Source organism: Pseudomonas sp. TE3911 (assembly GCF_054062775.1).
In genome coordinates this window covers 4507665-4521865 of the sequence record NZ_JBSSFP010000001.1, presented here as the reverse complement: position 1 = coordinate 4521865, position 14201 = coordinate 4507665, and the positions used below count along the sequence as shown (strand labels likewise).

The following is a 14201-nucleotide window of genomic DNA, read 5'->3' as shown; positions in this document are numbered from 1 at the left end:
ACGGCGCGCATTATGCCGTGGCCTGTCGAGAAACATTCTGTTTAACACGCAAAAGCCCCACGCATCCGATGCGTGGGGCTTTTTGCTATGTGGAGCGGTGTTTAGAAGTGGAAGCTGGTGGACACCAGCGCCGTGCGCCCAGCCGCCTGGTTGGCGAAGTGCGAGGCGTAGGCCTTGTCGTAATAAGTCTTGTCCGTGAGGTTTTGCACGTTCAACTGCAGGTCGACGTTTTTGGTCAGCTTGTAGCTGGCCATGGCGTCGTAGCGAGTGTAGGACGGCACGTACACGGTGTTGGCCGCATCGCCATAAACCTGGTCGACGTAGAACGCGCCACCGCCGACGGTCAGCTTCGGCGTTACGTCGTACGTGGTCCACAGGCTGAAGGCGTTCTTCGGGGTGTTGGGCATTTGGTTGCCTTTGTTGGAACCGGCCTGGACCACGCCCTGGCGGTTACCGTTTTTGCCTGGGTCAACCAGTTCGGCTTGCAGGTAGCTGTAGCCGGCGAACACTTGCCATTGATCGGTGATCTTGCCGCTGGCCGACAGTTCCAGGCCATCGACTCGCGACTCGCCCGCGGTTTCGTAGGTGTTGGAATCCACCAGGATGCGGGTGTTTTTCTTCTCGGTGCGGAACACCGCTGCAGCCAGGGACAGGCGGTTGTGGAAAAGGTCCCACTTGGTGCCCAGCTCGTAGTTGACGGTTTCTTCGGGTTTCAGGTCGCTGGTGTTGATACCGGTTGGGATCGCGTTGTTGTCGACGCCTTCACCCACCAGGCCGCCGGCCGGCGATGCCGAAGTGGCGTAGGAGGTGTAGATGCTGCCGTTGTCCAACGGCTTCCAGACCAGACCGGCTTGCCAGTTGAAGAACTGGCTGTCGTCCTTGACCTTGCTGCGTGCCTTGACCGTCGAGGAGGGCACGGCATTGGTGTTGGCTTCGGTGTCGAAGGTGTCGTAGCGCAGGCCGACGTTCAGCAACCATTTCGGGTCCAGCTCAATGGTGTCGAACACGTAGGCGGCGCGGCTGGTGGCCTTGGTGTTGGTGCCGTTGTAGTTGCGCGCGATGCTGCCGGTCCATGCGTCATCCGGGTTCGGGTTGCTCAGCGAGGTGCACTGACCGCCCAGGCTGCCGGCGGCCACGGTACAGGTCGGGTTGGTGTTCGGGCTGACGGTGTAACCGCTGACGCGGGTTTCTTCGCCGGTGAATTCCAGACCGGTGGAGTAACTGTGCTTGAAGCCCAGGGCCTGGAAGTTGCCGAACAGGTCGGTCTGGTTGGTGGTGGTCGTGGTGGTCGACACGCGGGTGTTGGCGCGGCGCCAAACGGTACCGAAACGGTTGACGTTGCGCTGGCTGTCGTCGGGCTGGGTAAGGACGTAGTCCTGGCCGGTGCTGCCATGGCGCAGGGTGTTTTTCAGCGTCATGTCGTCGTTCAGGTCGTGCTCAATGGAGATTGTGCTGATGTCGGCGCGGGTCTTTCGGAAGTCACGATCCTTGAGACCGTAGAAGTTATTGCTGTCGCCGCCGTCGGTGGGCTTGTCATGGCCGTGGGTGGTGGCGGTCGACGAGCTATAGCCGTAGGGAATGCCCGAATCCGGCAGGTCGTTGCTTTCCATGTGGTAGTAGCTGAGGTTGACGCGGGTCGGGGTGCCCAGGCCAAAGGTCAGCGACGGGGCCACGCCCCAACGGTCGTAATTCACGGCGTCACGGCCGGCCACGTTCTGCTCATGGGTCATCAGGTTCAGGCGGAACGCGGCGCTGTCGTCGAGGAACTGGCGGTTTACATCGAGCACGTAGCGACGGGTCTGGTCGGAACCGTAGGTGAAACCGCCGTTGGTGAAGTCCCGGGCTTGCGGGGTTTTGCTCACCAGATTGAGGCTGCCACCGGCCGAGCCACGACCGCCGAAAGAGGAGTTCGGGCCTTTGCTGACTTCAATGGACTCGATGTCGAAAATCTCACGGCTCTGGCCGCCGGTGTCGCGAACACCGTCCAGGTAGGTGTCACCCTGGGCATCGAAGCCGCGGATGAATGGACGGTCACCTTGAGGGTTGCCGCCTTCGCCGGCGCCGAAGGTAATGCCCGGTACGGTGCGCAAGGCATCCTGCAACGAGGTAGCGGCGGTGTCCTTGAGTACTTGTTGCGGCACGACGGTGACGGAACGTGGCGTGTCCACCAGAGGCGCAGTGTATTTCTGCGAAGAGGCTTTCTCGACCTGGTAGGAGGTGGCGTCCTGTTCTTCCCCGGTGATGCTGGTGGCGCCCAGGGAGATGCTGTTGCGCTGGCCTTTTTGTTCTGTGTCTTCGGCCGCTTGCGCCATATGGGCGACAGAACTGGCACCGAGGGCGACGCCGATGGCCGAGGCCAGCAAACGCGGTGAACTGGCAGTTGTTTTTAGCGTAGTGCGCGACATGACGTGTCCTTTCCCCAAGGATGTGAGGCCGCGGAATATAGGGTGAACAAGTATTCATATCAATTGCGATACATTGCTAATTGCGCTGAATTTACATTCTTTACACTTTTGGCTTACGGTTTTTACAGACTCGTCCGTCATGGCGTTTTACAGGGCGGATAAGAATCAATACCATTGGCGCCTCTCTGCCTACAGGTATTGCCCCATGCTGCTGCACATTCCCGGCCTGTTCTCTCGCGAGGAAGTGCAGCGCATCCGCCAAGCCCTGGAAAGTGCCGATTGGGCCGACGGAAAAATTACCGCTGGGCATCAGTCCGCCAAAGCCAAACACAATCTGCAATTGCCCGAAGGCCACCCGCTGGCCAAGGAAATCGGCGCGGCGATGCTCGAACGTTTGTGGCAAAACCCTCTGTTCATGTCAGCGGCGTTACCACACAAGGTGTTCCCTCCGTTGCTGAACTGCTACACCGCCGGTGGCAGTTTCGACTTCCATATCGACAACGCCGTGCGTCAGCCTAAAGGCAGTCACGAGCGGGTGCGCACCGACCTTTCATCCACGCTGTTTTTCAGCGACCCGGATGAATACGACGGCGGCGAACTGGAGATCCAGGACACTTTCGGTCTGCAACGGGTCAAGTTGCCCGCCGGCGACATGGTGCTGTACCCCGGCTCCAGCCTTCACAAAGTCAACGCCGTAACCCGTGGCGCGCGCTATGCCTCGTTCTTCTGGACCCAAAGCCTGGTGCGCGAAGACAGCCAGCGCACGTTGCTGTTCGAGATGGACGGCGCGATCCAGCAACTGACCCGCGACGTGCCCGATCATCCCGCGCTGATTCAGCTCACCGGCACCTATCACAACCTGCTGCGTCGCTGGGTAGAGGTCTGAGCATGGGCTTCCTATTGCGCCGCGAAGAGGTGCTCAACGTCGAACAACTGCAAGGCATGCTCGACGACTCACCGGTACGCGCCGCCCAGGCGATTCTGATCGCAGCGAAGGAAGGTGTGGTGGATGCCCAGGCCTTGCTCGGGCAAATCCTGCTGGAGGGACGCGGCATTGCACGCGATGAAGCGCTGGCATTGCGCTGGTTCCGCATTGCGGCTCAGAGCGGGCATTTGATGGCTCGTAATATGGCCGGGCGTTGCCTTGAGCATGGCTGGGGCTGTGCCGTCGATGAAGCGGCGGCGGTGCGGGAGTACCGCTTGGCGGCGCAGGCCGGATTGGATTGGGGGCAGTACAACTACGCCAACTTACTGGCGACCGGCCGTGGTGTTGCTGAAGATCAGCAGCAAGCACTGATGCGTTATCGCCAGGCGGCGGAGCAGGGGCACGCCAAGTCGATGAACCTGCTGGGGCGCTACCTGGAAGAAGGCCAGTTTTGCCCGAAGGACCTGGATGCAGCCGTTGAGTGGTACCGCCGCTCAGCCGAAGGCGGGGATTTTCGCGGGCAGTTCAGTTATGCGGCGGTGTTGGCTGACAGAGGCCAGATCGAGGCGGCGCTGGAGTGGCTGCGCAAGGCGTTGGCGGGCGGTAATCTGAAGTTCCTGCGCACGGCGCACAAGGCGCTGGCAGCGGCGAATGATCCGCGTATTCGTGCGATGGCGCAGGCCTATCAACAGCGGGCTGCGATGCTTTCATAGTGCACAAAAGCTTTTAACAGTCCGTGGCATAGAAACTGACATTACTTCGCTGGCGAAAAGGATTTACACATCGTCATCATTGCCTCACACGAGCCTGCTTATACGTTAAGCGGGCTTTTTCATTGGTGTGTCTCGTGTGTATAAAAAAGCGCATTGCCTAATGGCGGTGTGTAATATACACACTGAAGGGTGAGGCGATGAGAAGTCGAGAGGTGATTGAGCTGCTGGTTGCGGATGGTTGGTTTGAGGTGGCAGTAAAGGGCAGTCATCACCAGTTCAAGCACCCGGTGAAGCGAGGGCGAGTGACCGTTCCTCATCCCAAGTCGGAAATTGCAAAGGGCACTTTGCACAGTATTTTCAAGTCAGCAGGTCTCAAGTGATGGCCCCGATTGATGAGTTGAATGAGTTCTGTGAGGCTCGTTCAAAGGAGGAACAATGAAGTTTCCCGTGGTAGTACATAAAGATGCTGACTCGGACTACAGCGTGACGGTCCCCGACGTACCAGGGTGTTTTTCGGCTGGTGGGTCGTTTTCCGAAGCGCTGGATAATGTCCGTGAGGCACTCGCACTGCATCTGGAAGGGCTGGTTGCAGACCAGGAAACACTTCCCCATGCGCAGGAGGTTGATGCCCATTGGGATAACCCGGATTTTGCCGGTGGCGTATGGGCGATAGTCGACTTTGATCTCACCCCTTATCTGGGGAGATCGGTGCGGTTCAATGCTTCTTTGCCGGAACAGTTGTTGCAGCGCATTGATGAGCGAGTGCAAAAGGATCACCGCTATGCGTCGCGGTCAGGGTTTCTGGCGACGGCGGCGTTGCGTGAGTTATCTGCGTGACGCAACGGGTGATGACAAATCACAGGCATAAAAAAACCCATGACACGTCATGGGTTTTTTATTGGCCGGCTACTTACACGTAGAACGACTTCAGCGGCGGAAAGCCATTGAACTCAACTGCGCTGTAGCTGGTGGTGTAGGCACCGGTCGACAACCAGTACAAACGATCACCGATGGCCAGGTTCAGCGGCAGGCCGTACTTGTAGTTTTCGTACATGATGTCGGCGCTGTCACAGGTTGGGCCGGCGATGACCACTTCTTCCATCTCGCCTTTCTTCTCGGTCCAGATCGGGAACTTGATGGCTTCGTCCATGGTTTCGATCAGGCCGGAGAACTTGCCCACATCCGTGTACACCCAACGCTCGACGGCGGTACGGGACTTACGTGCAACCAACACCACTTCGCTGACCAGGATACCGGCGTTGGCGATCAACGAACGGCCTGGCTCCAGGATGATTTCCGGCAGGTCGTCGCCGAAGTCTTCCTTGAGGAAGCGGATGATTTCTTCAGCGTAGGTTTCCAGGCTGTTGGTGCGGGTGATGTAGTTGGCCGGGAAGCCGCCGCCCATGTTGATCAGCTTGAGGTGGATGTTGTCTTCTTCCTTCAGGCGCTCGAAGATCACTTTGACCTTGGCGATTGCCGCGTCCCACACGCTGATGTCGCGCTGCTGGGAGCCTACGTGGAACGAGATACCGTACGGCACCAGGCCCAGGTCACGGGCGAGGATCAGCAGGTCCATGGCCATGTCGGTCTGGCAGCCGAACTTGCGCGACAGAGGCCAGTCAGCGGTGGTCGAGCCTTCGGTGAGGATGCGCACATACACTTTCGAACCCGGCGCGGCCTTGGCGATATTGCGCAGGTCGGCTTCGGAGTCGGTGGAGAACAGGCGCACGCCCTTCTCGTAGAAGTAGCGAATGTCCTTGGATTTCTTGATGGTGTTGCCGTAGCTGATACGGTCGGCGCTGACGCCACGGTCCATGACCTTGTCCAGCTCATAGATCGAGGCGATGTCGAAGCTCGAACCCTTGTCTTTCAACAGGTCGATGATCTCGACGGCAGGGTTGGCCTTGACCGCGTAATACACCTTGGCGAATTCGAAACCGGCGCGCAGGTCATCGTAGGCCTGGCTGATCATGGCGGTGTCGATTACCACGAACGGGGTTTCTTGCTTGTCGGCGAACGCCTTCAGTTTGTCAAAAGTGGCGCGCGCGAAATAATCTTCGACGTTGATCGACATGCTGGGAACTCCTAAGGGCAAACTAAAATTAGCAATGGGTGCAAATGAACGTCCTCCGTATCCCCACTTTGGTTCGCCTACTTCCCAAGGCATGTCGCCGAAAGCAAAAAGGCCATGGGATCAACTGCGTCCCTTGGCCTTGCTGTCTCGTCGTCAGTACTTGAGCCGGATGGATCGTTTCCAGCATGGACGTTCGGCGCGAACTTTAGGGCGTGAGGGGCTTGAGATCAACTAAAAATGTCGCGTTTTTGCACGCGTTCGTCGCGCGATGGCGTGCAGCTACTTATGTAACCGACAGGTGTGACGGATTGATGTTCCCCAAAAGGGGAAATTTGAAGGCGTTTCAGCGCTTTCGTGGCGAAGGAGCAAGTGCCTTCGCCACGAAGGCTATCAGCGTGGGCGAGTCAGCCAACAAACCGTCAGAACGGAATCAGGCTGAAGCTGTGGGTCTTCCTAATGTTCGGGTATTGAGCCGTGGAAACGGTAAATGAAACGTTTGTAGTGCTCTGTACATTCCTTACCGTCAGCGTACCGTTCAATGGCCCCGGGCCTGATGCGAAGCTGGCCCCTGATGTGCTTGTACTCCAGGTTGTGGTGACGTTTGGAATCGCGGTGCCGCGTTCGTCCACGAGCTGGGCAGCGATCGTCAATGTGAAGTCGTTGCCTTGTTTGACACGCTGTGGATCAGCGATTCCACCGATGATCATTGCCGCTGGGGCCCGGGATTCTTCCCCAGAAATTGGAGTGGCCGATTCTTTCGTACTCATAGGGAGCCTCGTAGGTTCAAGACGTTAGGTGCAAGAGCGTTTCGATGTGTCGAGGCGCATTGGAACCTATTCCTGAATCCTTGGAACCTGTGAGTTCTGACAGTCTTTAAGGCTTAGTTAGAATGAGATTTGCGCGGCTTATCGCGTCCTGACTCGGCTCATGCACTGCCGGGTTTGTGGAAAACTCGAACAGTGATGGGCCGTTTCAGCGTGAATGGGTCTAACTGTGCATCAGCTCAAGGCTGTCTCAGCCGGCGAAACGATACTGGTCTTGCCCCCACGGGACTTACCGGAGCTCAGGTACTCGGCAATCGACTCCTGGGTCACTTCACCCAGGAACACCCGCTCGGCATCCATCACCGGCAGCCACGAACGGTTGAACTCGTACATACGCGACAACAGGATGCGCAAGTGCTCGTCATACGCCGCCGTGGCGTTGAATTCGCGCAGGTACTGGCCACAAGTGCCGGTCTGACGGTGCAGGTCGCGACGTCGTACATAACCCAGCGCTTTGTTCTCGGCGCAGGTGACGACCACATAGCGGCGGTCGGTTTCGTCCATCAGCTCCAGGGCATCGGCCACCGGGGTTTCCGGGCTCACCGACGGGGCGTTGTCCGCCGCGTCTTCGGCCTTCACCAGCAGCAGGCGCTTGAGGGTGCTGTCCTGGCCGACGAAGTTGCTGACGAACTCATCGGCCGGGTGCGCCAGCAGCGTATCCGGATGGTCGATCTGCAGCAGCTTGCCGGCGCGGAAGATCGCGATCTTGTCACCCAGTTTGATGGCTTCGTCGATGTCGTGGCTGACCATGATCACGGTCTTGTTCAGCGCGCGTTGCATCTCAAAGAACTCGTTCTGGATCATCTCGCGGTTGATCGGGTCGACCGCGCCGAACGGCTCATCCATCAGCAACAACGGCGCATCGGCCGCCAGTGCGCGAATCACGCCGATCCGCTGTTGCTGGCCGCCCGACAGTTCACGCGGGTAGCGGTGCAGATACTGCTTAGGCTCCAGCTTGATCATGCTCATCAACTCGCGGGCGCGGTCGTGGCATTTTTGCTTGTCCCAACCCAGCAGCTTGGGCACGACCACGATGTTTTCCTCGATGGTCATGTTCGGGAACAGGCCGATCTGCTGGATCACATAGCCGATGTTGCGACGCAGGGTCACTTCGTCGAGGTCGGTGGTGTCTTCGCCGTTGATCAGGATCTTGCCCGAGGTCGGCTTGATCAGGCGGTTGATCATTTTCAGCGTTGTGCTCTTACCGCAGCCCGAAGGGCCGAGGAATACGCAAATCTCGCCTTCGTTGACGGTCAGGCTTACGTCGTTCACGGCCGAAACAGTTTTGCCGTTGCTTTGAAAAGTCTTGGTCAGGTTTTGAAGTTCGATCATTTGAGCAGTCCTTTTGGAGTCAGCGAGCGTTGCAGCCATTGCAAAAGCAGGTCGGCGAAGATGGCCAGGAGACTGACCAGCACTGCGCCAACGATCAGCATCGACATGTCGCTGCGGCTGATGGAAGCCAGAATAAGTACACCCAGGCCACCGGCGCCGATGGTGGCGGCGATGGTCATGACGCCAATGTTCATCACCACGGCGGTGCGCACACCGGCGAGGATCACCGGCACGGCGATGGGCAGTTCGACCATGCGCAGGCGCTGGCCGAAGGTCATGCCGATGCCTTTGGCGGCCTCGCGAATGCCCGGTTCGACGCCGGTCAGCGCCAAGTAGGTGTTACGCATGATCGGCAACAGGGAGTAGAGGAACACGGCGGTGATCGCCGGCATCGGTCCCAGGCCCTGGCCGAACTTCGAGTAGAACGGCAGCAGCAGGCCGAACAGCGCGATGGACGGTACGGTCAGCAGTACCGTTGCGCTGGCTTGCAGCGGGCCAGCCAAGGTCGGGAAGCGCGTCATCAGCACGCCCAGGGGCACACCCACGACAATTGCCAGAATTACCGCGATGCCGACCAGGGTGATGTGCTGCCAGGTCAGGTGCAGGACTTGGGCCCAATCAAGATGGGAAAAGGCGTTCAGGAATTCCATGTCTTCTCCTTCTTAGTTGATGGGATGTTGGCGCAGGAAATCGGCGGCAACAGCGGATGGGCTTTCATGGTCGACGTCGACCCGCGCATTCAGCTGGCGCATGGTTTCGTCGTCGAACAGAGTGGCCAGCGGCTTGAGCTCGGCAGCCAGTTGCGGGTGCTTGTCGAGGTATTCCTGACGCACCACCGGCGCGGCGGTGTAGTCCGGGAAGTAGTGCATGTCATCCGCCAGCAGCTTGAGCTTGAAGGCGTTCAGGCGACCGTCGGTGGTGTAGACCAAACCGGCAAACACCTGGCCATTACGCAAGGCGGTGTAGACCAGGCCGGCGTCCATCTGCCGCGTGTTCTCGCGGGTCAGGTTCATGTCATACAGCTTGACCATGCCGGCCAAGCCGTCGGAGCGGTTGGCGAACTCGGTGTCCAGGGCCACCAAGCGGTGTTCCTTGGTGTCTTGCGCCATGGCTTTGGTGAGGTCGCTGATGCTGTTGATCTCAGGATGCTCTTCAGCCACTTTCTCTGGCAGTGCCAGTGCGTAGGTGTTGCTGAAGCGCGATGGCGAGAGCCAGACCAGGCCTTTTTTCGCGTCGAGTTCTTTGACCCGAGCGTAGGACTGTTCGCTGTTGAGCTTCTCGTCGATGTGGTTGTAGGCCACCAGCGACACGCCGGTGTATTCCCAGATCAGATCCAGTTGCCCGCTTTCCTGGGCACTGCGCGCCAGGTTGCTGCCCAGGCCGCCGGTCACGCGGGTGTCGTAACCCTTGGTGCGCAGGTACTGGGAAGTGATTTCGGCCAGCAGGGTCTGTTCGGTGAACACCCGTGCGCCGATGCGGATCACCGGTTTTTCAGCGGCTTGCGCAATACCTGCCAACAGCAGGGCGCAGCTCAATATCAAGGTCAGTTTTTTCATGTGAATTCCTTTGCAAAGCCTTAAGACGGACGCAACCCGCGTTCCAGCCAGAGGCGGCTGGCCATGGTCACCAGACCGTCAAGCAGCAAGGCCAGCAACGCGGTGCACGCGGCGCCGAGCAGCAATTGCGGCTGATTGTTCAGGGCGATGCCGGGGAAGATCAGACTGCCGAGGCTGTTTGCACCAATCAGGAACGCGAGCGGCGCAGTACCCACATTGATCGCCAGCGCCACGCGCACGCCGCCGATGATGATCGGCACTGCGTTGGGCAATTCCACACGAAACAGCACCTGGCGAGGCGTCATGCCGATGCCGGTGGCCGCTTCTTTCAGTGAGCCTTGAACGTTTTTCAGGCCTTCGTAGGTGTTGCGCACGATGGGCAGGAGGGACGCGAGAAACAACGCGAAGATGGCCGGACCACTGCCGATGCCGAGGACGCCGAGGGCGATGGCCAGTACGGCCAGGGGAGGGACGGTGTTACCGATGTTGAAGATCTGCATGAAGCGTTCTGCGCGCCCGACCATGTTCGGTCGGCTGAGCAGGATACCGGCGGGGATGCCCACAATAAGGGCCGCCAGCATGGAGACTAGAACAAGGATCAAATGAGCTTGCAGGTAAAACAACAAATCGTCGCGGTACAGTTCGATCGTGTTGATGCCGATCCAGTGGACCAGCAGGGCCAGGAGAGCGACGACAACCACTCCTCCTATCAGCCCTTTGCCATAGCGAATAGCCACAGGCGGACTCCTTTTTTCTTTTGTCGGCGAACACATTTCCGAGCGGCAATGCCATTCCTGGCTGTCGGCGAATGTGGTCGCGAAAAGCAGCTCGTCCATACCGGCAACGCGGTATCAATCCGAGCCATGAGCGCAGCCTCGTCAGGCTAACTTGCTGATTTATCAGCCCCTGTTCCGAGTGCGGTAGCAGGGGAGTGGACGTCTCTACCTTTTAAAAGGTTCCATACTTGGCAGCATTTAGCCACCCCCAATCGGGTGAACGGTGGTCCGGCCCCCGGGGTTTGCGCTATACTCGCCGCCCTTTTTTGACTCACCTGCCAGGCGATTTCCCATGACCCACCAGGCCGCCGAAGTCGCGAAACGCCGCACTTTCGCTATTATTTCCCACCCCGATGCCGGTAAAACCACCATCACCGAGAAGCTCCTGCTGATGGGCAAGGCGATCGCTGTGGCCGGCACGGTGAAATCCCGCAAATCCGACCGCCATGCGACATCCGACTGGATGGAGATGGAGAAACAACGGGGTATTTCCATTACCACGTCGGTCATGCAATTCCCGTATCGCGACCACATGGTCAATCTGCTCGACACCCCGGGCCACGAAGACTTCTCCGAAGACACTTACCGCACCCTGACTGCGGTGGACTCGGCCTTGATGGTCCTCGACGGCGGTAAGGGCGTTGAGCCACGGACCATCGCGTTGATGGACGTATGCCGCCTGCGCGATACACCTATCGTCAGCTTCATCAACAAACTCGACCGCGATATCCGCGACCCGATCGAGCTGTTGGATGAAATCGAAGCAGTCCTGAAGATCAAGGCCGCGCCGATAACCTGGCCGATTGGTTGCTACCGCGACTTCAAGGGCGTGTACCACCTGGCGGATGACTACATCATTGTCTACACCGCCGGCCACGGTCACGAACGCACCGAAACCAAGATCATCGAGAAACTCGACTCGGACGAAGCCCGCGCCCATCTGGGTGACGAGTACGACCGTTTTGTCGACCAGTTGGAACTGGTGCAGGGCGCCTGCCATGAGTTCAATCAGCAGGAATTCCTCGACGGCCAACTGACTCCGGTGTTCTTCGGTACCGCGTTGGGCAACTTCGGTGTCGACCATGTACTCGACGCCGTCGTGGACTGGGCGCCGAAGCCTTTGGCCCGTGTGGCCAACGAGCGCACGGTTGAGCCGGTCGAAGAGAAATTCACCGGTTTCGTGTTCAAGATCCAGGCGAACATGGACCCGAAACACCGCGACCGTATCGCCTTCATGCGTATCTGCTCCGGCAAATACGAAAAAGGCATGAAGATGCGCCACGTGCGCACCGGCAAGGACGTACGCATCGGCGACGCCCTGACGTTCTTCTCCTCCGAGCGTGAACAACTCGAAGAGGCTTACGCCGGCGACATCATCGGCCTGCACAACCACGGCACCATCCAGATTGGCGACACCTTCACCGAAGGCGAAGCGCTGGGCTTCACCGGTATCCCGCACTTCGCCCCGGAACTGTTCCGCCGCGTACGCCTGCGTGACCCGCTGAAATCCAAGCAACTGCGCCAAGGCCTGCAGCAACTGGCGGAAGAGGGCGCCACCCAGGTGTTCTTCCCCGAGCGCAGCAACGACATCATCCTCGGCGCTGTCGGCGTGCTGCAGTTCGATGTGGTCGCCAGCCGCTTGAAAGAGGAATACAAGGTCGAATGCTCCTACGAGCCAATCACCGTGTACTCGGCGCGCTGGATCGATTGCAGCGATAAGAAGAAGTTGGAAGAGTTCTCCAACAAGGCTGTGGAAAACCTGGCGGTCGACGGCGGTGGTCACCTGACCTACCTGGCGCCGACACGGGTCAACCTGGCGCTGATGGAAGAGCGTTGGCCGGATGTGAAATTCCGGGCTACTCGCGAGCACCATTAAGGTCTGAGCGGTAAGGAGAAGGGCGAAGCTGTGATGGCTTCGCCCTTTTTTGTGGGACCTCCCGATGAGTGCCATAGTGGTTTTCTAAATATTTATCTGTGGTTTTTTTCTTATAAAGCAGTAGTCCAAATCCTTCATATAAGTAGCTCTATTCTATTTCTTTGTTCGTCTTGATTTTCATGATGACAAGGGTTTTTCCTACGTCTAGCTTCCATGTCGCGCTACCCTATTTTATGGAGTAACTACAGATGGATAATGCTAACCCGGCAGCGGCGTTAAGAAGCGTGGAAGGAAGAGTCAATGAAAGGGTCGCTATTCTAGAACGCTACTACGATTTACTTTCACAAAGTTCTGCCGGTTTTGAATCGCCTAGCTCTAATGGCGGGTTCGAACCTTCAATGGAACTGCCGTTATTAAATGAGCCTATGCGCCAATTTCTTTCAGTAGCGACAGCGCAGTTTTTTGAGCTTGGAGCGTATAGGGACGTACCACTACGCTTACTTGATCTGAGAGGAAATCCAAATACACAAACAACGAAAACACTTGCATCGACCCTGATAGTTGCTCGCGCTATCTGTCATATCCAGAAAACAGGGGAGAGGATTTTACTGTTTTCACCTTCCTCGGGAAATAAGGCAATAGCATTGCGCGACGCTGTACTGCGTGCCCTGCAGGCAAAATTGGTTGATGAAACACAACTGAGGATTATTACACTGACCCCAGCCCAAACTGTCGAAAAACTTAGATCTACAGAACTATATGACAATCCGAGGCTTCGTGCTCTAAATCCAATTTTCGTGCTAGATACGGACTCGCCAGAACGAGTGAAGGTGATCGGTCAGAATTTTAAGGAGGCGTTTTCTAAGGCAGGGATCAGCGACCTAAAGTTATGGCATTCGCTACGCCTTGAAAACTACCGCTTTTCTGACCAAACCCGAGCTTTTTTTGACTTCGAATACGGAGACGCCTGGGATGTGGGCAGAAAAACAGTACATGTGCATGCAGTCTCAAGCGCATATGGACTCTTAGGCTATTTGTCAGGGGTAAAATTTTTAAGGGAGAACAAGCACGCTGTAGCATCGCCATCATTTCTATTGGTCCAGCATTTGGCTACAAGTGACATGGTACTCCACATGCTGGATGGTGATTTTTCCGGAACGTCTACGCCTCGCTATTCACGTTTGGTCGGCGGACTATGGGGGCAATCAGCATCCCCACATTTCCCTACTACGACTTGGAGTCCAAGTGAGGTCCTTGAACCAACTTTTTATACACATCAGCCTACTACTGCTGATGAGATGACTGCAGCAATAAGAGAAGGCGGCGGTTCAGGTATTGTTGTATCTCTTCATGAATGCTTGCAGCGTTATAGCGAGTGCGTGCAATTATTAGCGAATACCCCGGTGAAGCTACCCTCAGACCCTCGGGATCTCAAGGAGTGGTCATTAGTCATGGCGCTCTGCGGGTGTTTGAATGCAATTGATCGTGGATTATTAACGCCGAGTAACGGATGTACCATACATGCTTCTGGCTCCTACTCATGTCAGGATTATAAACGCATCCCTACAAATGGTTTGACTTATATAAACACTGCTGAAGAAATGCTGGCTTTTTTTCGCTAGCGTTAAGCATAAAGTTGGGTTGTGAGTATGTCGGTAGATAAGTTATGCCATTTTCGCGTTGTCAAGGGGTACTCTGTATTAGGTGAAGAGGCTGAAAT

At 57.3% G+C, this 14201-nt stretch carries 13 protein-coding genes; 6 read left to right on the top strand and 7 right to left on the bottom strand.

Going from position 1 to position 14201, the window contains the following annotated elements; translation table 11 throughout:
* Window positions 1-101: 101 nt before the first annotated feature.
* Window positions 102-2405 (bottom strand): TonB-dependent receptor, encoded by a 2304-nt coding sequence (locus ACVWXD_RS20540; protein WP_181642858.1) that lies wholly within the window; start codon window positions 2403-2405, stop codon window positions 102-104.
* A 205-nt stretch (window positions 2406-2610) separates the two neighbouring features.
* On the opposite strand from ACVWXD_RS20540, the gene ACVWXD_RS20535 reads away from it, so the two are divergent.
* From ACVWXD_RS20535 to ACVWXD_RS20520, 4 genes are all read left to right on the top strand, one after another.
* Window positions 2611-3291: a Fe2+-dependent dioxygenase gene (locus tag ACVWXD_RS20535; protein WP_032886214.1), complete on the top strand. Its 681-nt coding sequence runs from the start codon at window positions 2611-2613 to the stop codon at window positions 3289-3291.
* A gap of 2 nt (window positions 3292-3293) precedes the next feature.
* A complete protein-coding gene (locus ACVWXD_RS20530; RefSeq protein ID WP_181642857.1) occupies window positions 3294-4043 on the top strand; it encodes a tetratricopeptide repeat protein in 750 nt (249 codons plus the stop codon).
* A gap of 197 nt (window positions 4044-4240) precedes the next feature.
* A complete protein-coding gene (locus ACVWXD_RS20525) occupies window positions 4241-4423 on the top strand; it encodes a type II toxin-antitoxin system HicA family toxin (protein ID WP_095183815.1) in 183 nt (60 codons plus the stop codon).
* A gap of 55 nt (window positions 4424-4478) precedes the next feature.
* Window positions 4479-4880 carry a type II toxin-antitoxin system HicB family antitoxin gene (locus ACVWXD_RS20520; RefSeq protein WP_095183816.1) on the top strand — a complete coding sequence of 134 codons (402 nt, stop codon included), beginning with the start codon at window positions 4479-4481 and terminating at the stop codon, window positions 4878-4880.
* A 73-nt stretch (window positions 4881-4953) separates the two neighbouring features.
* On the opposite strand, the gene ACVWXD_RS20515 is transcribed toward ACVWXD_RS20520, so the two are convergent.
* The 6 genes from ACVWXD_RS20515 to ACVWXD_RS20490 form a co-directional block, all read right to left on the bottom strand.
* On the bottom strand, window positions 4954-6117 hold the full coding sequence (locus ACVWXD_RS20515) for a type III PLP-dependent enzyme (protein ID WP_181642856.1): 1164 nt from the start codon (window positions 6115-6117) through the stop codon (window positions 4954-4956).
* A 419-nt stretch (window positions 6118-6536) separates the two neighbouring features.
* Window positions 6537-6884, bottom strand: a complete 348-nt coding sequence (locus ACVWXD_RS20510; RefSeq protein WP_181642855.1) for a hypothetical protein — start codon at window positions 6882-6884, stop codon at window positions 6537-6539.
* Between the two features lie 231 nt (window positions 6885-7115).
* Window positions 7116-8273, bottom strand: coding sequence for an osmoprotectant ABC transporter ATP-binding protein OsmV (locus tag ACVWXD_RS20505; RefSeq protein ID WP_032886218.1), 1158 nt, complete (start codon window positions 8271-8273; stop codon window positions 7116-7118).
* Complete coding sequence (locus tag ACVWXD_RS20500; RefSeq protein ID WP_027604864.1) at window positions 8270-8923, bottom strand: ABC transporter permease; 654 nt, start codon at window positions 8921-8923, stop codon at window positions 8270-8272. Before ACVWXD_RS20500 ends, ACVWXD_RS20505 begins: the two co-directional genes overlap by 4 nt.
* 12 nt (window positions 8924-8935) lie before the next feature.
* Window positions 8936-9829 (bottom strand): glycine betaine ABC transporter substrate-binding protein, encoded by an 894-nt coding sequence (locus tag ACVWXD_RS20495; protein ID WP_286819136.1) that lies wholly within the window; start codon window positions 9827-9829, stop codon window positions 8936-8938.
* A 20-nt stretch (window positions 9830-9849) separates the two neighbouring features.
* Complete coding sequence (locus tag ACVWXD_RS20490) at window positions 9850-10602, bottom strand: ABC transporter permease (RefSeq protein ID WP_242460935.1); 753 nt, start codon at window positions 10600-10602, stop codon at window positions 9850-9852.
* A 295-nt stretch (window positions 10603-10897) separates the two neighbouring features.
* Between ACVWXD_RS20490 and ACVWXD_RS20485 the strand changes: the two genes are divergently transcribed.
* Together ACVWXD_RS20485 and ACVWXD_RS20480 are read left to right on the top strand one after the other, a co-directional pair.
* Window positions 10898-12481: a peptide chain release factor 3 gene (locus ACVWXD_RS20485; RefSeq protein WP_032886221.1), complete on the top strand. Its 1584-nt coding sequence runs from the start codon at window positions 10898-10900 to the stop codon at window positions 12479-12481.
* A gap of 248 nt (window positions 12482-12729) precedes the next feature.
* Window positions 12730-14103, top strand: coding sequence for a DUF6002 family protein (locus ACVWXD_RS20480; protein ID WP_457371282.1), 1374 nt, complete (start codon window positions 12730-12732; stop codon window positions 14101-14103).
* Window positions 14104-14201: the final 98 nt, after the last annotated feature.